This is a genomic window from Sphingomonas yabuuchiae, assembly GCF_001477495.1.
Lineage (GTDB): Bacteria > Pseudomonadota > Alphaproteobacteria > Sphingomonadales > Sphingomonadaceae > Sphingomonas > Sphingomonas yabuuchiae_A.
The window spans coordinates 1-19,920 of the sequence record NZ_LDTF01000067.1 but is presented as its reverse complement, the minus strand read 5'-3'; the positions used below and the strand labels follow the sequence as shown (position 1 = coordinate 19,920).

The following is a 19,920-nucleotide window of genomic DNA, read 5'->3' as shown; positions in this document are numbered from 1 at the left end:
CGATGGTGTCGAGCGGGCCGTGATTCATCATCCGCCGCTTGGCGTGGCGGGCCTTTGGCCAGGGATCGGGATGGAGCAGATAGACGCGTTCCAGGCTGGCATCGGGCAGCCGCTCGATCACTTCCAGCGCGTCGCCCATGTGCAGGCGGACATTGGTCAGCTCGCGGTCGCGGATATGGCCGAGCGCGCCGACCACGCCGTTCAGGAACGGCTCGCAGCCGATGAAGCCGGTGCCCGGCGTCGCCTCGGCCTGCCCGGCCAGATGCTCGCCCGCGCCGAAGCCGATCTCGACCTGAAGCGGCCGATCCTCGCCGAACAGACGCATGGCATCCAGCGGGCCTTCCTCGGGCACGCTCAGCGTCGGCAGCATATCTTCGACCAGTGCGGCCTGGCCCTGGCGCAGCTTATGGCCCTGACGCCGACCATAAAGGCGGCGGATCGTCGTCGGATCGTTCATCGCCGGGCCTTTAGCGCTAGTCGCACAGGGAGCCAAGGGTGGGGTCGCTCGTTGGCCATGCACCATGGAAAACGACGCTCCCCAAACCGATGGCAAGGCGCAAAAGGCCGCCGATGCCAAGGACCTGCACCGTGCGGTGCGTGAAGCGGGGGAGAGCGAACTCGATCGCCCGGCCGGTGCGCTGTTCTGGTCGGGGCTGGCGGCGGGGATCGCGATCCACAGTTCACTGATCGCCGAGGGCGCGCTCCATGCCGGGCTGCCCGAGGCGCCGTGGCGCGGACTGGTCGCGGCGCTGGGCTATCCGGTGGGGTTTCTGGTCGTCATTCTCGGACGGATGCAGCTATTCACCGAAAGCACCATCACCGCGATGTTGCCGCTGGTGACGAAGCCATCGGGCTGGGCGCTTCAGCGGACGTTGCGGCTCTGGGGGATCGTGCTGGTCGCCAACCTGATCGGCACGGCGCTGGCCGCGGGCATGGTGGCGGCGGGGGCGCTGGGCAATGCCGAGATCCGCGAGTCGATGGTCGCCGTGTCGATGCGTATTCTGGAACTGAGCGGCTGGGACACGTTCGTCAACGCCATCCCCGCCGGGTTCCTGATCGCGGTGGTCGCCTGGATCCTGCCCAATGGCCGGACCCAGGCCTTCTGGATCATTCTGGCGATCACCTATGTCATCGCGATCGCCGGATTCAGCCACTCGATCGTCGGCGCGGACGAGGCGTTCCTGCTGCTCTTCACCGGTCATGTCGATGCCGGGCGTACCGTGTTCGGCCTGCTGATCCCGGCGATCCTGGGCAATCTGGTCGGCGGTGCGGGGCTGTTTACGCTGCTCGCCCATGGTCAGGTACAGGGGGAGACGCGGGACTAGCCTTCGAGGCCGTCCGACCCTGTTGCCGTCCCAGCCAACGCCGCACCGGAACGTCGTATAGACGGTCCAGGCCATAGGCCAGCGCGGCAAAGACGAGCGTATAGCCGCTGGCAAACAACAACAGGTGATCCCGATAGACGAGCGTACCCGTGGTGTAGCTCCACAGAAGGACGACGCCGATCATGGGGCAATGCGTGACGTAAAGCGCATAGGACGTCCCGCCTGACAGCGTGCAAAGGCGCGCAGTCGGGCCCGACGGTGTGATGCGCGATCCCAGAAGGATGAAGAGCGGCGACGCGACGAGAATGAAGCCCAAGTCGTATAGTGCCGCATATTGCGCAGGCGGCGACCAGATCAGGAGGGCGGCCAGGGAAAGGCACAGCAGGCCGACCATGACATTGCCCGGAGCCGGTCCGGTCGCCCGGCCGCCGGAGAGAAGGCGAACCAAAATCCCGATGGAGAAGGACAGGGCACAGCGGACAAGGCCGAACAAAAGACTGTTCCACTTGTCGCCTGCCGCCACATCGCCATGGGCGGTGCCGTAAACTGTCAGGATCACCGCGAGCGTGGCGCATAGGACGACCATGCTCCGCACGCCGATGCGCCGCCACAGGATCGCCATCAGGATATTGGCCATCAATTCCAGCATCAGCGTCCAGCAGGGCCCGTTCAGCGGGAACAGGTCGCCCGTCGGGGGCAGGGACGGTAGCAGGACGAGCCCCGTCGCGATGCTCGACAGCAAACGTCCCCCCGTCATGGCCTGTGGCGGATCGATCAGCAGGATCAGCATGTTCGCCGCCAGACCGATCAACAGGCCGACCGCATAGAGCGGATAGAGCCGGATCAGCCGCAGCCGCAGGAATGTGCCGACCGACAGGCCCCGGCGGAACCGGTCGTCATAGGCATGGAACAGTACGAAGCCGCTCAGGGCGAAGAACAGGTCGACGGCCAGATAGCCATGGCCGAATATCCCGCCCTGAAACCCGGTCGCTACGCCCGTGACATGGTAATAGACGACGATGATCGCTGCCAGGCCACGAAGGCCATCCAGCGCGGGATAGCCACGGCCACGGCCACGGGCGTCCGGCGTCGAACGGACCGGGCCGCCCTCTTTCCCCCATGTCGACTTCGATGCCATCGACCCCATCAGGCCCCATATGGGTTAAGGCCTGATGAAATAGCGGTTCGGGCGCAAGACGGGACCAAGAAAAACGCCCGCACGGATCGTCTCCGCACGGGCGTCCTTGCTTTACCGAATGGACGGGATCAGGCGACGGCGGCCTTGATCTGGTCGACCAGGTCGGTCTTTTCCCAGGTGAACAGCGCGCCCTCGGCTTCGCGGCCGAAGTGACCATAGGCGGCGGTCTTCGAATAGATCGGCGCGTTCAGCTTCAGATGTTCGCGAATGCCCTTGGGCGTCAGGCGGACGAGCTTCGGCAGCGCGGCCTCCAGCTTGGCTTCCTCGACCTGGCCGGTGCCGTGCAGGTCGACATAGACCGACAACGGCTCGGCCACGCCGATCGCATAGGACAGCTGGATGGTGCAGCGCTTGGCCAGGCCCGCCGCGACGACGTTCTTGGCGAGGTAGCGCGCGACGTAAGCGGCCGAGCGGTCGACCTTGGTCGGGTCCTTGCCGCTGAACGCGCCGCCGCCATGCGGAGCAGCACCACCATAGGTGTCGACGATGATCTTGCGGCCGGTCAGGCCGGCGTCACCGTCCGGGCCGCCGATTTCGAACAGGCCGGTCGGGTTGACGTAGATCTGCTTCTCTTCCGGCAGCCAGCCCTCGGGCAGGATGTCGGTCAGGACCGACTTCACATAGTCGCGAAGCTTGGCCTGCCCCGCCTCGTTCGACAGCTCGGCCGAGTGCTGGGTCGACACGACGATCGCGGTCGCGCGGACCGGCACGCCGTTCTCGTACTGAAGCGTCACCTGGCTCTTGGCGTCGGGCTCCAGGAAGGGGGCCGCGCCGGAGTGGCGGTCGGCCGCCATCTTTTCCAGGATCTTGTGGCTGTAGTACAGGGTGGCGGGCATCAGGCCGGGCGTCTCGTCGGTCGCGTAACCGAACATGATGCCCTGGTCGCCGGCGCCTTCGTCCTTGTTGCCGCTCTCGTCCACGCCCATCGCGATATGCGCCGACTGAGCGTGGAGGTTGTTCGAGAAGTCGAAGTTCTGCCAGTGGAAGCCCGACTGCTCATAGCCGATCCGCTTGACGGTATCGCGCACGGTCTTCTCGATCTCTTCCAGCGCGCCCTCGGCCCATTGGTCGTTCTCGAACACGCCCTTGCAGCGGATTTCACCCGCCAGCACGACCTTGTTGGTGGTGGTCAGGGTCTCGCACGCGATGCGCGCTTCCGAATCCTTGGACAGGAACAGGTCGACGATCGAGTCGCTGATCTGGTCTGCGACCTTGTCGGGGTGACCTTCGGAAACCGATTCCGAGGTAAAGATGTACGAGTTCCGCATTCCCGTCCTCATAAGGATATAAAGATAGCTTTATATGTCCTCTAGCGATGACGGCGGCGGAAGGCAACGCCGATCGCGGCCAGCCCTGCGGCGATGGCCAGCGCCATCATGTTGCCGAGGTGCGAGAAGGGCGTCGGCGGCAGGGCGGCGGGCAGGGGCGCTTCGGCCGCGCCCGCCGTCTCGTGGGGGACGGTGGCGATCAGGCGGCCATCGGCGGCGATGATGGCCGAGATGCCCGTCGGGGTGGCGCGGATGATCGGCAGCCCCTCCTCGATCGCGCGCATCCGCGCCTGTGCCAGATGCTGGGGCGGGCCCCAGCGGCCGAACCAGGCGTCGTTGGACGGATTGAAGAGCAGGCGCGGCCGATGCGCCTCGTCCACCACTTGGCCGGAGAAGATGATCTCGTAGCAAAGCTGCACCCCGACCGGCCCGAAGCCGGGCACGCGCAGATTGCGGGGGCCGGGGCCGGGGGTGAAGTCCATGTCGCCGGGGACAAGGCGGGCAAGGCCCAGCGGCTTGAGCAGCCATGGCATGGGCAGATATTCGCCGTACGGCACCAGATGCGCCTTGTCGTAGCGGCCGGTGATCTGCGCACGCGGGTTGATCGCGAAGACGCTATTCGTCGCGCTGCTCACCCGCGCGCGGTCGGGCGAGAAGATCAGCGCGGTTCCCCCGACCAGCGCGGTGTCGCGCGGGCCGAGCACGCGGGCGATCTGGCGGCGTGTCCAGAAGGGCGGGGCATAGTTGAACCCGAAATAGGCCCATTCGGGGTAACCGTCCTCGATCATGTCGCGCACGACGCCCTCGGGCCAGACGATCAGCTTGGGGCGGGGGCCGGGACGCCCCGACAATTGCGTCAGGCGTTCGAGCAGCAGCGGGCCGTCGCTCTGCCCGCGCTGGTCCTGGCTGACATTGGGCTGGACCACGCGGACCAGCGGCGCGCCGGCGGCGGGCTCGGGTGCACGGGTGAGGGGCGCGGAGAGGGCCGCGAGGCCGGTTGCGGGCACCATCACCGCCGCCAGATGCCAGTGCCGCCGAAGCGCCAGCCAGATTGCGCCCGCCAGCACCACGGTCAGCCCCGACAGGGCATAGGTGCCTACGAATGCGGTCATCCGCGCCACGCCGATCACCGGCAACCACGCGACCGACAACGGGTCCCAGGCATAGCCGGTGAACAGTCGCGCGCGCAGATATTCGGTCGCGATCCACGTCGCCCCGAAGATCAGCACATAGGCCGCATCCGGTCGCCGCCCGCGCAAGCGCCACGCGACGCCCGCCGCCGCCATCGGAAATATGGCGAGATACAGCGCCAGCCCGACCGCCGCGAAATAGCCCAGCACCGGCGGCATCTTGTCCTGAAAGTCGAAGGCGTGCTGGAACCAGTTGTTGTTGACGGTGAAATGCCCGACCCCGAACACCCAACCGCGCCACAGCGCGCCCCGGATGCTCGGCGCATCCTGCACCAGTGCGAGCAGGACGATCAGCCCGACCAGCAGCAGTGGCCAGAGGTCGAGCGGGGCAAAGCCGCAGGCGGCGACGGCCCCGGCGATCAGGGCGATAAGAGCGGGATAGCGGGTCACGGCAGCAGGATATGGCGCGGCCCTGTGACAGGAGCAATGCGGGATGTGGGGCCATGCCCCTCCGCCACCATGAGCAGCATCGTCGAGGGGCAATTCCCAAAACCAAAGGTGGAAAAACGCTACCCGCCCCCTTAGCTTCTCCTCATGACCCTGCGCCCCTTCCACCTCGCCTTCCCGGTCCACGACCTGGCCGCCGCCCGCCATTTCTATGGCGAAGTGCTGGGCTGCTCCGAAGGCCGGTCGAGCGATCATTGGATCGACTTCGACCTGTTCGGCCATCAGATCGTCGCGCATCTCGATCCGGCCGCCAAGCCGGTCGCGGTCGAGAATGCGGTCGACGGCCATCAGGTGCCCGTGCCCCATTTCGGCGTGGTCCTGACCATGGCGGACTGGGAAGCGCTCGCGGCCCGCGTCGAGGCGGCGGGCGTCTCCTTCGGCATCGCCCCCTATGTCCGCTTCAAGGGCCAGCCGGGCGAGCAGGCGACGATGTTCTTCCGCGACCCCAGCGGCAACGCGCTGGAGTTCAAGGCCTTTGCCGACGACGCAATGCTCTTTGCCACGGAGATGACCGCATGAGCGCCCCCATTTCGCTTGATATCCCGCACAAGCTCGGCAAGGAGGGCGTGCGCCAGCGGCTGGACGGCGGCATCGGCAAGATCGGCCGCATGATCCCCGGCGGCGCGACCGTCGAGCATCGCTGGGACGGTGACACGATGTACTTCACCGTCGGCGCGATGGGCCAGTCGATCGGCGCGCAGGCGACGGTCTATGAGGACAAGGTCCATGCGGTGGTGAACCTGCCCGCCTTCCTGTCGCTGTTTTCCAGCCAGCTCGAGGCGGTGATCCGGTCAGAGGCGCCGAAGCTGTTGAAGTAGCGCTGCGAGCGGGGCGGCAAGCAATCTCTATTATTGTCGCCGGGTCGTGAATTTGCCTGGAACGCTATTCCTGATGATGCAGGCCCGTCCCCAAGTCTGACAGTCCAACAACAGCGCGTCGTCTCCAACCCGATACCAGACTTCACCCTTGCCGGCCGATAAGCCAAGGTCAGTTTGATTGGTCAGCCTATACCGGCGGCGGTACGTGCATGTCTTCGGAAGACGATCAAGCTTTCGGTAATCCCGTTTCAGGCAGCCCGGCGGCCATTCATAGACGGATGCCGGGACCTGTTCACCCCAATCATAGCTTGGTCCCGCCTTCCTGCTGGTCATGCTGAGCACGCCAGCAGAGAGCGCGATCACAACCAGAGCAACGATCGCCGGGACGGCAATTTTCGGGGGAAGCCCTGTAACGATCGCCATGGCGGGGATTATTTCCAGCTCAATGATTACTTTGCCGCGCTGACCTTCCACACCACATTGCCGACATCGTCCGCGACCAGCAGGCCGCCGGTCTTGTCGACGATCACGCCCACGGGACGTCCCTGCGCCTGGCCCTTGGCGTTCAGGAAGCCACCGACCACCTCGACCGGCTTGGCGTTCGGCACCGGGAACGCCCCCGCGAAGGGCACGAACACGACCTTGTAGCCCGAGGGCGGCTTGCGGTTCCACGATCCATGCTCGCCGACAAACGCACCGCGCGCAAAGCGGTCGCCTAGTTTCGCACCCTCCGAGAAGGTCAGGCCGAGCGCGGCGACGTGCGGTCCCAGCGCATAGTCGGGGCGCTTTACATATTGCTGGAGCGGCGGATTGGTCGGCTGGACCCGGTTGTCGGGATAGCCGCCCCAATAATACCAGGGCCAGCCGAAGTGATCGCCGAATTCGATTTGGGTCAGATAATCGGGCACCAGGTCGGAGCCGAGCATGTCGCGCTCGTTGACCACGGTCCACAGCCGCCCGTTGACCGGGTTCAGCGCCATGCCGTTCGGGTTGCGCAGCCCACCCGCATAGACTCGCCAGTTCTTGTCCTTTGGCCAGACCTGCAGGATCGCGGCGCGGTTCTTTTCGATCGCCATGCCGTTTTCGGCGACGTTGCTCGACGAGCCGACTGACACGAACAGCGTCTTGCCATCGCCCGAAGCGATCACATTGCGTGCCCAGTGATTGCCTGCCGGACGCAGGGGCACGACCTTTTCAGGCTTGGCGGTGATCTTCGTCGCGCCTTCCTGATAGGGCACGCGGACCAGTGCGTCGGTGTCGGCGATGTAAAGCTGCCCATCGAACAGCACCATGCCGAAGGGTGAGTTGAGCCCGGTCAGGAACGGCGTCTTCACGTCCGCCACGCCGTCGCCGTTCGTATCGCGCAGCAGGGTGATCCGATTGGCCGACGGCACCGCCGCGCCCGCCCGGCCGAGGAAGAAGTTCATCACCCGCTGCACGATCCCCGAACTGGGCCGCGGTGGCGAGTTGGTTTCGGCGACCAGCACATCGCCATTGGGCAACTGGTACAGCCAGCGCGGATGGTCGAGGCCGCTTGCAAAGGGCTGGATGGCCAGGCCCGGCGCGACGCTGGGTTTGGCGCCGTTCGCCCAGCCGACCGGCTTGGCGATGTCGACCGTGGGAATCGTCTGCTCGCGCGGTGTCTCGATCGTCGGCCGCGCGCCCGCAACCTGATCGACGCTCAACCGCGCCGTGTCGGGCCAGGCGAGCCAGGTGACGACACCGATGCCGATCAGGACGATGATGCCAAGGACGATCAGGACATGTTTGCGCATGACCCAAGGATAGGGTGGGCGCGGCGCGGGGGGAAGGGGAAAGCGTGACGGCGCGCTGGCCTTGGATCGCCTTTGTCGCCATCATGTCGGGCGCGTTCTGAAGGCTTGGGAGGGCATGTCATGCGCATGGGATCGATCGAATGGGGTTTGGCGGCCGTGATGATGGCGGCCGTTCCGGCGATAGGGGCGGTTCAGGATCACGACCGGCCCGCGCCCGTCGAGGGACGCGAAGTCGTCGTCGAGGCGGAGAGGCTTCCGCCGACCGGCGCTCCACCCCCGCCGGGTATCACGATCCAGCCCGATCGGCTGACGAACCGCATTCTGGACGACAAGGCGCAGATGTTCGTGCGCTGCGCCCGGTTTTTTCCGGTCAAGCTGCTGCACCGGGTGATCGACGGAAAGCCGAACAGTCCGGCATCCCTGTTTGCGATGGACGGCTTCATCCGAGCCAACATGGCCTGCTGGCCCGATCTTCCGCTCTCGCCCATGCCTGCACCGCCCGATCTGGCGAGCTGCTGGGCGGTCAATACTAGTATGGGGCTGCCGGTATGCCGCAGCGTCTATGATCGGGGTGCCGTCCTGGAGGCGGCCATCGCCCGTTTCGCACCCGATGCGGAGCTGACGACCCGACAGGTTGATGATCCCGCCGTGCAGGCGCGGCTGGAGGCCATGGAAGCAAACCGGCTGTCACTGGCCTATTCCGACGAACGGCTTCGTGCCCGGGCGCTGCAATGTCTCGTACGGTCCGAACCGGAGAACACCACCCGGATGGTCCGGGCGCATGGCCATCCGGCACTTCAGACCCAATATGTCTATCGCATTCTTGATCAGGGGCGGCATTGCCTGGGTCGCCAGGGGCCGATCGAAGTCGAACCGCTCTATTTTCGATACGCGCTGACCGATGCCTTTTATCGCTGGGTCGTGGCGGCGCGCGGCGTCGATACCCTGCTGCCGGTCGGGTGAGCCGGGCGTCGCGTCCCTCGCGTACAACTTTTGGCCGCCGGTGCCACGGGGAGCGCACCGGCGGCCGTCGAGGACGCGAATGTCAGGGAGTTTATCCGCGCCCGCGAACCGGGAAGTATCGTCTGTGCCACGACGTATAGGGCACGGATATCACATGGGATAATAGATTAAAGTGCGCTCTGTAATCGATTGAATGATTTTGCTGTGGGAGGGGGAGAGCCTGAACTGGACGGCTGTTACAGGCTTAACCCAGCAGCGATATGTCCGTCGTTGTAGTGTACGGCATCGACCATTCACCCTTTCGAATGGCCAAGGGGTGCCCTCCCGTAGGAAATATCCGACAAGGAACGGCCTCACCCTGTTTCCGAAGACCGGCGCTCTTTCGAAGCGCTCGATCCCCCGGCCCGACAGGCGCGGCTCATTCGTCGGCCGTTGCCACCGCCGGATGCAGGCGCAGGCGGTGGATGCGGCGTTCATCCGCTTCCGTCACCTCGATCCGCCAGCCGCTGGGATGGTCGATGCAGGTGCCGACAGCAGGCACCTGGCCCGCCAGCACCGCGGTCAGGCCGCCCAGCGTGTCGACATCGTCCTCCGCTTCTTCGAGCTGCGGGTCGACCGCGCGGCCGACCTCCTCCAGCCCGACACGGGCATCCGCATCCCACGCGCCGCCATCGAGCGGCACGAGCAGCGCCTGTGGCGCCTCGTCATGCTCGTCCTCGATCTCGCCGACGATTTCCTCGATCAGGTCCTCGATGGTGACGAGGCCCTCGGTGCCCGAATATTCGTCGAGCACGACCGCCAGGTGCACCCGCTTCTGGCGCATGTCGGCCAGCAGGTCGAGCGCCCCGCGCGACATGGGCACATAGAGGGGATCGCGGATCAGCCCGGCGATGGTGGCGGGATGCTCCGCGCCGGTCGCCAGAATGTTGAACACGTCCTTGATGTGGACCATGCCGATGATCGAATCGAGCGTCTCGCGATAGACGGGCAGGCGGCTGTGCCCGGCCTCCGCGAAAATCTGGACCAGATGGTCGAAGGTCGTGCGCTCCTCGACCGCGATGATGTCGGCACGGGGCACGCCCACGTCACCGGCGTCGCGCTCACCGAAATGCAGCAGGTTGCGGACCATCTGACGCTCCAGCGGGGTCAGGTCGCCCTTGGCATCGGGACCGGGATCGCCTTCGTGCCGGTCGATCGCATCCTCCAGCTGGTCGCGGAGCGACTCTTCCTGCTCGCCGCCGAAGATCAGGCTTTTCAGCCCGTGCCAGATGCTGGATTCGTTGGAGTCACCGTTGCCGGTGCTGCTACTGGGGCCGTCGGCCATCGGGGGGTGTCAGTCCTCGCGTATCAGATAGGGATCGGCGATGCCGAGACTGGCCAGCGCGTCGCGTTCGATCGCCTCCATCGCCTCTGCCTCGTCATCGTTCATATGGTCATAGCCTAGCAGATGCAGGACGCCATGCACCAGAAGATGAGTCGCATGCGTTTCGGCGGAAATCCCGCGTTCGGCCGCTTCCGCAACGCAGACGCCGTGGGCGAGCACGATATCGCCCAGCAGAACCTCGCCATCGTCGGAATTCTGGGTCACCGTCTCGATCAGGTCGGGCTGTACCATCGGGAAGGACAGGACGTTGGTCGGCTTGTCCTTCTGCCGGTACTGGCGATTGAGCGACTGAACCTCGTCGTCACTGGTCAGCCGCACCGAAATCTCGATCAGAGCGGGCGTGGTCAGCAGCGGGCCGTACGGCGTGCGCTCGATCGCGGCACGCGCGGCACGGGTGGCCAGCACTTCCCAGCTCTGCTCGTCCCCCGACCAGGGCTCTTCATGGATCAGCGCGATTTCGATCATGGGAGGCTTTCCAGGGCAGCGTGGCGGTGATGGTAAAAATCGCCGCCCCCTACCAACAGTTCCATCGTTACGCCAACGAAAGCAGGTGTTGGCGAAAGCAGGCTCAGGCGTTCGGCCCTTCATAGGCATCGACAATGCGTCCGACGATCGGATGGCGGACGACATCGGCGGCGGTGAAGCGGCTCATCGCGATGCCCTCGACCCCCTCTAGGCGACGCACCGCATCGGCCAGCCCGGATGCCGCCACGCCGCCGGGCAGGTCGACCTGGTTGGGATCGCCGCAGATGACCATGCGGCTGTTCTGGCCGAAGCGGGTCAGGAACATCTTCATCTGGGCGGGCGTGGTGTTCTGCGCCTCGTCGAGGATGACGAAGGCATCGGCCAGCGTCCGGCCGCGCATGAAGGCGATGGGTGCGATCTCGATCTCGCCGCTGGCGATCCGCCGTTCCACCTGCTCGGCGGGCAGGCAGTCGTGCAGCGCGTCGTAGAGCGGGCGGAGATAGGGATCGACCTTCTCCTTCATGTCGCCGGGCAGGAAGCCCAGCTTCTCGCCCGCCTCGACCGCCGGGCGCGACAGGATCAGGCGCTGGACCGATCCGGTGATCAGCTGCGCTACCGCCTGCGCGACCGCGACATAGGTCTTGCCGGTGCCGGCCGGGCCGAGCGCGAAGATCATGTCGTTGGACACGAGCTCCTTCATATAATGCGCCTGGGCGGGGGTGCGCGGCACGATCGTCTTCTTGCGCGTGCGGATCATGACCGACGGGGTCGAGCTGCGCTCGGCGCTGAGGATGCCATCGAGCGTCGGCTCGGACGCCATCGCGATCGAGGCGTCGACCAGGCCGGTATCGACCTCCTCGCCGCGCTGGATACGGGCATAGAGGTCGTTCAGCACATCGCGGGCCAGCGCCACCTGCTCGGCGGTACCCTCTAGGCCGACCCGATTGCCCCGCGCGGTGATGTACACGCCGAGGCGATTCTCCAATGCGACCAGATTGCGGTCATATTGGCCGAACAGCTGCGCCAGCACTTGCGGCTTGTCGAAGCTGAGTTCCGCCCGGCTGCGTTCACCGGCCTGGGCGGGGAGGGGCTTGCGGCTCATGCGGTCCTTTCACCGTCTGTGGTTTCCCCAAGATGGGGTGGCCTCGGTCGGAACGCCAGCGAAATTGCGTGACATGGGTGTGACGGGATGAGGCTTTTTTGCGCGCAGAGGCGCAGAGGGCGCGGAGAAGAAGAGCCCTGCGTGGCGGTCGGGAAACATTCTTCTTCCTCCGCGTCTCCGCGCCTGTGCGCGACTAAGAAGATTTGTTCGCGCGGAGACGCGGAGGCGCGCAGAGGGTGTATCCAGCCGCAATTTTGGCCTGTCTGCCTCAGGCGGTCGGATAACGTCTCCCGATCGCGGAGGCCGGATGAACCATCGGCAGGCCAGACATCTCCGCGCCTCCGCGTCTCCGCGTCTCCGCGTGAACAAAATCGCGGAAATGCGGGCGCAGGCTTCGACCGCGCTCAGCCCGAACGGTTTTCGTGTTAGGCCGCCGCCTTTACCTTCGCCTGCCCTGTTAGCGAGTTCGGGCCCGCCGCGACCAGTTCCACCTCGACCAGGTCGCCGATCTGATGGTCGCCGATCAGGTGGACCGACTGAAGCCAGGGCGACTTGCCGAGCATCTGGCCGGGCAGCTTGCCGCGCCGTTCAAGCAGGACGGTGCAGGTCCGCCCGACGCTGGCGAGGTTGAAGGCATGCTGGTCGCGGTTGAGCGCCGCCTGCAGGCGCTGGAGCCGGTCGTCCATCACGTCGGCCGGAACCTGATCCGCCATCGTCGCGGCGGGGGTGCCCGGGCGGGGCGAATATTTGAAGCTGAACGCCTGAGCATGGCCCATCGCGTCGACCAGGCTCAACGTGTCGGCGAAGTCCGCTTCCGTCTCGCCGGGGAAGCCGACGATGAAGTCGCCCGACAGCGCGATATCGGGGCGGGCCGCACGCACGCGGTCCATCACCCGCATATAGCTGTCGCGCGTGTGCTGGCGGTTCATCGCTTTCAGGATGCGGTCGCTGCCCGACTGGACCGGCAGGTGCAGGAAGGGCATCAGGCTCTCGACGTCGCGGTGCGCGTCGATCAGCCCCTGGGTCATGTCGTTGGGGTGGCTGGTCGTGTAGCGTATGCGGTGCAGCCCGGGAATCCGGTCCAGCTCGCGGATCAGGCCGTGCAGGCCGCGATCGTCGGCATCGTTCCACGCATTGACGTTCTGGCCCAGCAGCGTGATCTCGCGCGCGCCCGCATCGACCAACGACCGCGCCTCGTCCATGATCGCCGAATAGGACCGGCTGACCTCCGCGCCGCGCGTGTAGGGCACCACGCAATAGGTGCAGAATTTGTCGCAGCCTTCCTGCACGGTTAGGAAGGCCGAGGGGTTCACCTTGCGACGGCCTGGCAGGTGGACGAACTTGGACTCGACCGGCATGTCGGTGTCGAGCGCCGCCTCGCCCGCCGCGGCCTTGGCGACCAGGTCGGGCAGGTTGTGATAGGCCTGCGGGCCGACCACGACGTCAACCTTGGCGCGGCGGACGATCTCCGCTCCCTCGGCCTGGGCGACGCAGCCCGCGACCGCGATCATCGGCTTGCGACCCTGCTCGCCCGCGTCCTTCCGCAAGCGACCGATCTCAGAATAGACCCGCTCGGTCGCGCGCTCGCGGATGTGGCAGGTGTTGAGGACGATCAGATCGGCGGCGGCGGCATCGTCGGTCGTCGACAGGCCTTGCGCGGCCATCAGTTCGGCCATGCGCTCGCCGTCATAGACGTTCATCTGACAGCCGAAGGACTTGACGTGAAAGGTCTTGGGAGATGCGGGCATGACGCGGCCCTTATCGTAAAAGTCGCCCGCTCGCCAGCTTCGGGAAGGCGCGCCGGCGATGACGGCGGTCAGGTCGCGGCGATCCGTCGCCGGGCCTCCGCCGCGATCGCCTTGCGGTCGGGGAAGTCCGCAGGGTCGAACGGCGCGAGATAATGGAGCGTGACGGTGAACCGCCCCCGCCGCCGCAGCACCCGTTTGACATGGGCGTCCCCCGGATCGGTACCGAGCCAGGCCAGGTCGCCCGCCGCCGCGCCATAGTCGATCCGCACCGGTTGCGCGCGGATACCGGGAATGGGCGGCACCAGGGCAGCAAACAGCGCGGGCTTGAAGGGCAGCAGGTTGAGGTCGTCGCCGGTCGTCCCCTCCGGAAACACCGCCAGCGGCTGCCCTTCGGTCAGGGCGGTACGGATCGTCGCGACCTGATCGCCCACGCCCAGCCGGTCGCCGCGTTCAACGAACAGAGTGCGGTTGAGGCTGGCCAGCCAACCGACCAGCGGCAGCGCCGCCACCTCCGCCTTGGCGACGAAACGCGTGCCCGACGTCCCCGCCAGCAGGAGGATATCCATCCAGCTCAGATGATTGGCCGCGATCATCACATCGCGACGGATCGGCGTACCGACGACGCGGATATCCGCGCCCAGGATCATGGCGACCCGGCGCAGGAAGTGGGGCGGCCAAGGCGAGGCGCGTCCGGCCAGCCGCCACGCCCCGTGCAGCGCCAGCGCGATCAGCAGCACGCCCGCAATACACAAAAGGCGACCCGCTGCACGCAGGCCGCCCTTGCTGTCGGCGTCGTCGGGGACGGCCGCTGCCATCATCCCTTGCGGTCGAGGCTGACGCCGTAAAGCTCCATCCGGTGATCGACCAGGCGGAAGCCCAGCTTCTCGGCGATCGCCTTTTGCAGCTGTTCCAGTTCGGGGTCGACGAACTCGATCACGCGGCCGGTCTCGACATCGATCAGATGGTCGTGATGCGCCTCGGGCGACGGTTCGTAACGGGCGCGGCCGTCGCCGAAATCGTGGCGGTCCAGGATGCCCGCTTCCTCGAACAGGCGGACGGTGCGGTACACGGTCGCGATCGAGATGCCGGGATCGATCTTGGCGGCGCGCTCATAGACCTTTTCCACATCGGGATGGTCCTCCGCCTCCGACAGAACGCGGGCGATCACGCGGCGCTGTTCGGTGATGCGCAGACCTTTTTGGGCGCACAGCGCTTCGAGATCGATTTTGCGGGCCATGGTAACGTTTCAACTCCTCGGGCAAACCCCTCTCTACCCCTAAAGCCTAATTGCGAAAAGGGGATAGCGACTCGCAATAACCCGGAAACTGTGATCGGGTCAGCCGATAGCCCGGCGATAGGTGTGCGCGTCGTACTGCCGCCCGTCGGCACCCTTATAGTAATTGCGTCGCTCGCCGCACTTGGCAAAGCCATGGGCGGCGTAGAACTGGACGGCGGGATTGTTCGACCGCACCTCCAGATGCAGCGTTTCCACCCCGTGCGCGGCGCAGTCGGTGACGACCGCCTCGACCAGCAGGCTGCCGATCCGTGCACGGCGATGCTCCGGCGTGACGCCGAGCAGCAGCAGTTCTGCCTCGTCCAGCACCGAACGGGTCAGCGCAAAGCCCGCCGGTTCCTCGCCCGCCTCGGCGATCAGCAGCTTGATACCGGGCAATGCCATCACGCCGAGCAGTTGCGAACGGTTCCAGGCCTCGCCCCATTGCGGGTCGAAAGCGGCGGTCATGACCTGTTCGACGACACCGGCGTCGCGCGCGTCACCGGGGCGAAGCGAGATGCCGATGCTGGCCATCAGGCGGCCCCTACACCGACGGCGTCGGGCGGCGTGATGCCGCCAGGCAGCTTGGCGTCGGGCGCGCGGCCATAGACGGGGCGCGGTGGCAGGGCGGTGAGGTCGGCGGGCAGCCGCCATGCCTCCGACGCATTGGGCAATGCCTCGACCACCGGCAGATCGGGTGACAATGCGGTCAGCCAGCGCACGCCATTGCCGATCGCGACCCGGCCTTCGAGTGCGGCAAGCGCGGCATCGGGCTTCATCGAGGCGAAGGGGGAGAGTATGGTCAGATCGCGCGCGAAGGACTGTACGAAGACCTCGCCATGCCCGCCTTCCAGCACGACCGTCAGTGCGGCGTCGTCGTGCGCGGCGAACCCGGCGGCGGCGACCAGCGCCAGCGACTGATAGCCGGTCGCGATCACGCCCCAGCCCAGCGCCAGCCCGCGCGCCGCCGCGATGCCGACGCGAATCCCGGTAAAGCTGCCCGGTCCGCAATCGACCAGGATGCGCGCCGCCCGGCCCCCATCGGGCAAGGCCGCGATCATCGGCACCAGCCGCTCGGCATGGCCGCGCCCGACCACGTCATGGCCATGCGCGACCACCCGGTCGCCGTCGAGAAGGGCGACCGAGCAGGCGGCGGTGGCGGTGTCGATGATCAGCGTGCGCAAGTTCGGCTCAGGCGATCCGGTTGGCTTGCTCGAACGCCAGCCGGGGGTTGCGCGGGTGCAGCTTGGACGTATCGCCGTAACCCAGCGTCGCGATGAAGTTCGACCGCACGCCCGGCTGGTCGGCGAAGAACGCCTTGTCCACCGCGCCCTGGTCGAAGCCCGACATCGCACCCGTATCCAGCCCCAGCGCGCGCGCGGCGAGGATCAGATAGGCGCCCTGGAGCGAACTGTTGCGGAAGGCAGAGGCCTCGCGCAGTTCGGTATTGCCCTCGAACCAGCTCTTGGCATCCACATGCGGGAACAGCTGGGGCAGGGTTTCGTGGAAATTCACGTCCATGCCGATAATGACGGCGGCGGGCGCGTTGCGGATCTTGTCGGCATTGCTGTCCGAGGCGCAGGCCGCGAGCTTTTCCTTGGCCTCCGCGCTCAGGCACCAGACCATACGCGCCGGGCTCTGGTTGGTCGAGGTGGGCGGCATCTTCATCAGATCCCAGATCGCCCGAATCTCGTCCTCGCCGACGGGCGTGTCGAGATAATGGTTGAACGTCCGTCCCTCGCGGAACAGCCGGTCGAGGCTCGAATCGTCGATCGGGTTCATCAGACGGCCCTCACTTCGGTGACTTCGGGGACATAATGGCGCAACAGCTGCTCGATACCGTTCTTCAGCGTCGCGGTGGACGAGGGGCAACCGGCGCAGGCACCTTGCATCTTGAGATAGACCTTGCCCTTGTCGAAGCCGCGATAGACGATGTCGCCACCATCATTGGCCACCGCTGGCCGCACGCGCGTGTCGATCAGCTCGCGGATCTGGGCCACGATGTCGGCATCCTCGGGATCGTCGGTGAAGCTGTCCTCCGACGGCACCGAGAAGTCCGCCGCGCCCTGGCGGAACAGCGGCATCTGCGCGGAGAAATGGTCGAGCAGGATGCCCAGCACATCGGGCTTCACGTCCGACCAGTCGGTGCCGGGCGCGACCGTGACCGACACGAAGTCGCGGCCGAAGAACACGCCGGTCACGTCGCCCAGGTTGAAGATCGCCTCGGCCAGCGGGCTGGCGGCGGCTTCCTCGGGCGAGGCGAAGTCGCGCGTGCCGCTGTCCATGACCTTGCGGCCGGGCAGGAATTTCAGCGTCGCCGGGTTGGGCGTCGGTTCGGTCTCGATCAGCATGACCCCCATGTGGCGCGGGTCGCGATGGGGATCAAGCAGGACGCGGGAAAGGATGCGTTTCCGCAGAGGCAATCCTGCTTTGATCGGCTTGCTCCGGCCTACCCGCTATGGCTGGCCGTTAGAAAGCCGACCAGTCCTCGTTCGCCGCACGCCGAACGGGCAGCGGCGCGATCCGTTCCTTCACCGACCCGACGACCCGCAGCGGTGCGGGGGCCATGTCGAGCACGAAGCGCTCGACCGCCTGCGACAAATGCTCCGCCTCCTCGGCCAGGCTGCGCGCGGCGGCGGTGGCCTGTTCGACCATCGCGGCATTCTGCTGCGTCACCATGTCCATTTGCGCCAGGCTGGTGTTCACCTCGCCCAGCCCCCTGGCCTGACGATTCGCATCGTCGGCGATGCCGGTCATCAGCGTGCCCAGCCGACCCATGCCGTCGTTGATCTTCTCCAGCGCCACGCCCGTCTCTTCGACCAGCGCGACGCCGTTCCGCACGCCGCTGGCGCTGGCCAGCACGCGCTGCTTCACGTCCTGTGCGGCATCGGCCGAACGCTGCGCCAGCGCACGCACCTCGGAAGCGACTACCGCAAAGCCGCGCCCGGCCTCGCCGGCGCGTGCCGCTTCGACCCCGGCATTGAGCGCCAGCAAATTGGTTTGGAAGGCGATGCCGTCGATGACGCCGATAATCTCCTCGATCTCGGACGAGGCACGCTGGATGTCGACCATCGCCGCGCGGGCCCGGACGACCACCGCGCCGCCGTCGCGGGCATCGGTGCGGGTCTCTTCCAGCGCCAACGCGGCATCGGTTGCGCCGGTCGCGGCATGGCGGACGGTCGCGGTGATCTCATCCATCGCGGCGGCGGTTTCCTCCAGGCTGGCGGCCTGCTGTTCGGTGCGTTGAGACAGGTCGTCCGAGGCCTGACGGATGTCCATCGCGCCCGCCCGCACGCCGCTGGTCGCGCCCGCGACGCGTGCCATGGTCGCGTGGAGCGCCGCCATCGCCATGTTGAAGTCGTTCTTCAGCCGGGCGAAGGGCTCCTCCAGCCGCGCGTCGATCCGCGCGGTCAGGTCGCCCTTGGCGAGCGCCGCCAGGCCCTGACCGATACTGGCGACGATCAGCCGGGTCTGGTCGGTCTTTTCCGCCTCGGCGCGAGCGAGCTGGTCGCGAAAGGCGACCATCGAGCGTGCCATCTCCCCCACTTCGTCCTCGCGTTCGGCATGGGGAATGGCACGCCCGGTCTGGCCTTCCGCCAGCAGCCCCATGGCCTGGCGCAGCTCGTGCAGCGGCCGGACGACGGTGCGCAGCGCCATGTACAGGCCGGTCGCCAGCCCGGCGATGGCGAGCAGCACGGTTGCCCCGATCAGGATCCAGCGTCCCTGTTCGGCGACGGCATCGGCACGGACGTGCAGCACCTTCACCTCGTCGGTCAGCGCATCGATCCGCGTGTCGGCGATCTTGGACGCCAGTCGCTCGGCCGGGCGTACCCGCTGGCGGAAATGCGAAAGACCGGCGGCGCGGTCTCCGGTGCCTGCGAGGCGGCCGACCGCGGTCAGTTCGCGGCGGACGCGGGCCTGTGAGGTGAAATAGGCAGGCGTGATCGCATAGCGCGCCGCGTCGCCGCGCAGCGCGGCAAGCTGGTCGGCGAACTTGCCCAGCCGCGTGTCGAACTTGCCCTGAATCACCTGCCGTTCGGCGGGATCGCTTTCGATCACTAGGTTGAGTGCGTCGCGTTGCAACGACCGGCTGAGCGAGCGGAGTTCGGCCAGCCGCAGCATCACCGCCTCGGCATGGGCGGCATCCTGATTGGCGCGGGCGACCCGCCCTTCGGTCTGAAGGGTGACGGCCGACAGGATCGCCAGCAACAGCATCGATACCAGCACGGGCGCGATGAGACGGGCTGCTACGCTCTTGATAAACATGACAATTCCGTGACAAAGCCGAGGTCGGCAAGCGGCGCGGCTTGTCGTTGGTCACGGGTTACCAAAAGGTTAATATAAAACCAATTTCATACCGCATCGGCCATGTCGGACGGTCAGGCTGTGTCGCCCAGCAGGCGCCGCAGGCCATCCGCGACCGTGCGGCCGGGCTGGCGCAGCGGGCGGGCGAAACGCAGCCGCAGGACGATCCGCGCGCCCTCGGCTTCGTTCCACAATTCATGCGGATAGCTGTCGTCGAAGATCAGCGTCTCCCCCTCCGCCCAGCGCACGATCCGGTCGCGCACCCGCATCCGCGCACCGCCGTCGCGCGGCACCGCCAGCCCCAGGTGACAGGTCAGCAGACCCTTGGTCGCGCCGCGCCGCGTCGCGACATGCGCGCCGGGCGCGAGCAGCGCGAAGGCGGCGTCGTGCAGCCCCGGCACCTCGGCCAGTGCCGCCGTCGCGACGGGACAGCGATTCGCGGTTTCTCCACCCCGCAGCAGGGGCACGATCCGGCTGGTCGCCGCCGGACCCGATACCAAGACCGCCTCGTCCCGGATCGCGCGCCATTGCCGCCGCAGCCCGGCCGTCCAGTCGAAGTCGCGAACGTCGAGTACCGGGTCGTTGGACACCAGCGAGGAGGCCGCGATCACTCCGTCGAATACCCGGCACAGTGCCGCCAGCGCGGGGCGGGGCGGGGC

At 66.7% G+C, this 19,920-nt stretch carries 21 protein-coding genes; 4 read left to right on the top strand and 17 right to left on the bottom strand.

The genetic code is table 11. The annotated features are described in order from the left end of the window. Window positions 1–457 (bottom strand): tRNA (guanine(46)-N(7))-methyltransferase TrmB (locus NS355_RS12245; protein WP_058745974.1); only part of this gene is annotated, 457 nt, incomplete at its 3' end. Between the two features lie 64 nt (window positions 458–521). Between NS355_RS12245 and NS355_RS12240 the strand changes: the two genes are divergently transcribed. Next, the gene (locus NS355_RS12240) at window positions 522–1,325 is read left to right on the top strand and encodes a formate/nitrite transporter family protein (RefSeq protein ID WP_058745973.1); all 804 of its coding nucleotides are present in this window, start codon (window positions 522–524) and stop codon (window positions 1,323–1,325) included. Here NS355_RS12240 and NS355_RS12235 read toward each other — a convergent pair. The 3 genes from NS355_RS12235 to lnt all read right to left on the bottom strand — a co-directional run bounded on the left by NS355_RS12235 (window position 1,279) and on the right by lnt (window position 5,371). Beyond that, window positions 1,279–2,463 (bottom strand): acyltransferase family protein, encoded by a 1,185-nt coding sequence (locus NS355_RS12235; protein WP_167345447.1) that lies wholly within the window; start codon window positions 2,461–2,463, stop codon window positions 1,279–1,281. The two genes, NS355_RS12240 and NS355_RS12235, sit on opposite strands and share 47 nt — an antisense overlap. Window positions 2,464–2,591: 128 nt before the next feature. Next, the gene (metK, locus tag NS355_RS12230; RefSeq protein ID WP_058745971.1) at window positions 2,592–3,791 is read right to left on the bottom strand and encodes a methionine adenosyltransferase; all 1,200 of its coding nucleotides are present in this window, start codon (window positions 3,789–3,791) and stop codon (window positions 2,592–2,594) included. Window positions 3,792–3,832: 41 nt separating this feature from the next. After that, complete coding sequence (gene lnt, locus NS355_RS12225; RefSeq protein ID WP_058745970.1) at window positions 3,833–5,371, bottom strand: apolipoprotein N-acyltransferase; 1,539 nt, start codon at window positions 5,369–5,371, stop codon at window positions 3,833–3,835. Window positions 5,372–5,515: 144 nt separating this feature from the next. Here lnt and NS355_RS12220 point away from each other — a divergent pair, with 144 nt between their 5' ends. Next, window positions 5,516–5,947 carry a VOC family protein gene (locus NS355_RS12220; RefSeq protein WP_058745969.1) on the top strand — a complete coding sequence of 144 codons (432 nt, stop codon included), beginning with the start codon at window positions 5,516–5,518 and terminating at the stop codon, window positions 5,945–5,947. After that, window positions 5,944–6,246 (top strand): polyhydroxyalkanoic acid system family protein, encoded by a 303-nt coding sequence (locus NS355_RS12215; RefSeq protein ID WP_058745968.1) that lies wholly within the window; start codon window positions 5,944–5,946, stop codon window positions 6,244–6,246. The genes NS355_RS12220 and NS355_RS12215 overlap by 4 nt, the downstream gene beginning before the upstream one ends. 449 nt (window positions 6,247–6,695) lie before the next feature. On the opposite strand, the gene NS355_RS12210 is transcribed toward NS355_RS12215, so the two are convergent. Further along, the gene (locus tag NS355_RS12210; protein ID WP_058745967.1) at window positions 6,696–8,021 is read right to left on the bottom strand and encodes a PQQ-dependent sugar dehydrogenase; all 1,326 of its coding nucleotides are present in this window, start codon (window positions 8,019–8,021) and stop codon (window positions 6,696–6,698) included. Between the two features lie 120 nt (window positions 8,022–8,141). Here NS355_RS12210 and NS355_RS12205 point away from each other — a divergent pair, with 120 nt between their 5' ends. Further along, window positions 8,142–8,984, top strand: a complete 843-nt coding sequence (locus tag NS355_RS12205; protein ID WP_058745966.1) for a hypothetical protein — start codon at window positions 8,142–8,144, stop codon at window positions 8,982–8,984. Window positions 8,985–9,402: 418 nt separating this feature from the next. Here NS355_RS12205 and NS355_RS12200 read toward each other — a convergent pair whose 3' ends face one another. From NS355_RS12200 to NS355_RS12145, 12 genes are all read right to left on the bottom strand, one after another. After that, window positions 9,403–10,308 carry a hemolysin family protein gene (locus tag NS355_RS12200; protein ID WP_058745965.1) on the bottom strand — a complete coding sequence of 302 codons (906 nt, stop codon included), beginning with the start codon at window positions 10,306–10,308 and terminating at the stop codon, window positions 9,403–9,405. A gap of 9 nt (window positions 10,309–10,317) precedes the next feature. After that, window positions 10,318–10,833, bottom strand: coding sequence for an rRNA maturation RNase YbeY (ybeY, locus tag NS355_RS12195; protein ID WP_058745964.1), 516 nt, complete (start codon window positions 10,831–10,833; stop codon window positions 10,318–10,320). Between the two features lie 103 nt (window positions 10,834–10,936). After that, entirely contained in the window at window positions 10,937–11,935 is a 999-nt protein-coding gene (locus tag NS355_RS12190; protein WP_056436576.1) for a PhoH family protein, read from the bottom strand. A 425-nt stretch (window positions 11,936–12,360) separates the two neighbouring features. Beyond that, the gene (gene miaB, locus NS355_RS12185) at window positions 12,361–13,683 is read right to left on the bottom strand and encodes a tRNA (N6-isopentenyl adenosine(37)-C2)-methylthiotransferase MiaB (RefSeq protein WP_084787891.1); all 1,323 of its coding nucleotides are present in this window, start codon (window positions 13,681–13,683) and stop codon (window positions 12,361–12,363) included. Between the two features lie 68 nt (window positions 13,684–13,751). Then, window positions 13,752–14,498: a lysophospholipid acyltransferase family protein gene (locus NS355_RS12180; protein ID WP_244489669.1), complete on the bottom strand. Its 747-nt coding sequence runs from the start codon at window positions 14,496–14,498 to the stop codon at window positions 13,752–13,754. Beyond that, window positions 14,498–14,920: a Fur family transcriptional regulator gene (locus NS355_RS12175; protein WP_007406973.1), complete on the bottom strand. Its 423-nt coding sequence runs from the start codon at window positions 14,918–14,920 to the stop codon at window positions 14,498–14,500. Before NS355_RS12175 ends, NS355_RS12180 begins: the two co-directional genes overlap by 1 nt. Before the next feature lie 99 nt (window positions 14,921–15,019). Further along, window positions 15,020–15,490, bottom strand: coding sequence for a GNAT family N-acetyltransferase (locus NS355_RS12170; protein WP_058745962.1), 471 nt, complete (start codon window positions 15,488–15,490; stop codon window positions 15,020–15,022). Beyond that, complete coding sequence (gene tsaB, locus NS355_RS12165; protein WP_058745961.1) at window positions 15,490–16,140, bottom strand: tRNA (adenosine(37)-N6)-threonylcarbamoyltransferase complex dimerization subunit type 1 TsaB; 651 nt, start codon at window positions 16,138–16,140, stop codon at window positions 15,490–15,492. Before tsaB ends, NS355_RS12170 begins: the two co-directional genes overlap by 1 nt. Window positions 16,141–16,147: 7 nt before the next feature. After that, window positions 16,148–16,738, bottom strand: a complete 591-nt coding sequence (locus NS355_RS12160) for a malonic semialdehyde reductase (protein WP_058745960.1) — start codon at window positions 16,736–16,738, stop codon at window positions 16,148–16,150. Further along, window positions 16,738–17,307: a NifU family protein gene (locus tag NS355_RS12155; protein ID WP_056437140.1), complete on the bottom strand. Its 570-nt coding sequence runs from the start codon at window positions 17,305–17,307 to the stop codon at window positions 16,738–16,740. The genes NS355_RS12160 and NS355_RS12155 overlap by 1 nt, the downstream gene beginning before the upstream one ends. A 118-nt stretch (window positions 17,308–17,425) precedes the next feature. Next, a complete protein-coding gene (locus tag NS355_RS12150) occupies window positions 17,426–19,222 on the bottom strand; it encodes a methyl-accepting chemotaxis protein (RefSeq protein ID WP_058745959.1) in 1,797 nt (598 codons plus the stop codon). Window positions 19,223–19,335: 113 nt separating this feature from the next. Further along, a partial coding sequence (locus tag NS355_RS12145; protein WP_058745958.1) for an aspartyl/asparaginyl beta-hydroxylase domain-containing protein occupies window positions 19,336–19,920 on the bottom strand: 585 nt, incomplete at its 5' end.

What these genes read in the sequence shown, in the direction of transcription:
- NS355_RS12215 (WP_058745968.1), top strand. Translation starts at nt 5,944, where the DNA reads ATGAGCGCCCCCATTTCGCTTGATATCCCGCACAAGCTCGGCAAGGAG.
- NS355_RS12180 (WP_244489669.1), bottom strand. Translation starts at nt 14,498, where the DNA reads ATGGCAGCGGCCGTCCCCGACGACGCCGACAGCAAGGGCGGCCTGCGT.
- NS355_RS12205 (WP_058745966.1), top strand. Translation starts at nt 8,142, where the DNA reads ATGCGCATGGGATCGATCGAATGGGGTTTGGCGGCCGTGATGATGGCG.
- NS355_RS12200 (WP_058745965.1), bottom strand. Translation starts at nt 10,308, where the DNA reads ATGGCCGACGGCCCCAGTAGCAGCACCGGCAACGGTGACTCCAACGAA.
- NS355_RS12190 (WP_056436576.1), bottom strand. Translation starts at nt 11,935, where the DNA reads ATGAGCCGCAAGCCCCTCCCCGCCCAGGCCGGTGAACGCAGCCGGGCG.
- miaB (WP_084787891.1), bottom strand. Translation starts at nt 13,683, where the DNA reads ATGCCCGCATCTCCCAAGACCTTTCACGTCAAGTCCTTCGGCTGTCAG.
- ybeY (WP_058745964.1), bottom strand. Translation starts at nt 10,833, where the DNA reads ATGATCGAAATCGCGCTGATCCATGAAGAGCCCTGGTCGGGGGACGAG.
- NS355_RS12155 (WP_056437140.1), bottom strand. Translation starts at nt 17,307, where the DNA reads ATGCTGATCGAGACCGAACCGACGCCCAACCCGGCGACGCTGAAATTC.
- NS355_RS12150 (WP_058745959.1), bottom strand. Translation starts at nt 19,222, where the DNA reads ATGTTTATCAAGAGCGTAGCAGCCCGTCTCATCGCGCCCGTGCTGGTA.
- NS355_RS12210 (WP_058745967.1), bottom strand. Translation starts at nt 8,021, where the DNA reads ATGCGCAAACATGTCCTGATCGTCCTTGGCATCATCGTCCTGATCGGC.
- NS355_RS12160 (WP_058745960.1), bottom strand. Translation starts at nt 16,738, where the DNA reads ATGAACCCGATCGACGATTCGAGCCTCGACCGGCTGTTCCGCGAGGGA.
- NS355_RS12235 (WP_167345447.1), bottom strand. Translation starts at nt 2,463, where the DNA reads ATGGCATCGAAGTCGACATGGGGGAAAGAGGGCGGCCCGGTCCGTTCG.
- NS355_RS12240 (WP_058745973.1), top strand. Translation starts at nt 522, where the DNA reads ATGGAAAACGACGCTCCCCAAACCGATGGCAAGGCGCAAAAGGCCGCC.
- NS355_RS12170 (WP_058745962.1), bottom strand. Translation starts at nt 15,490, where the DNA reads ATGGCCAGCATCGGCATCTCGCTTCGCCCCGGTGACGCGCGCGACGCC.
- metK (WP_058745971.1), bottom strand. Translation starts at nt 3,791, where the DNA reads ATGCGGAACTCGTACATCTTTACCTCGGAATCGGTTTCCGAAGGTCAC.
- NS355_RS12220 (WP_058745969.1), top strand. Translation starts at nt 5,516, where the DNA reads ATGACCCTGCGCCCCTTCCACCTCGCCTTCCCGGTCCACGACCTGGCC.
- NS355_RS12175 (WP_007406973.1), bottom strand. Translation starts at nt 14,920, where the DNA reads ATGGCCCGCAAAATCGATCTCGAAGCGCTGTGCGCCCAAAAAGGTCTG.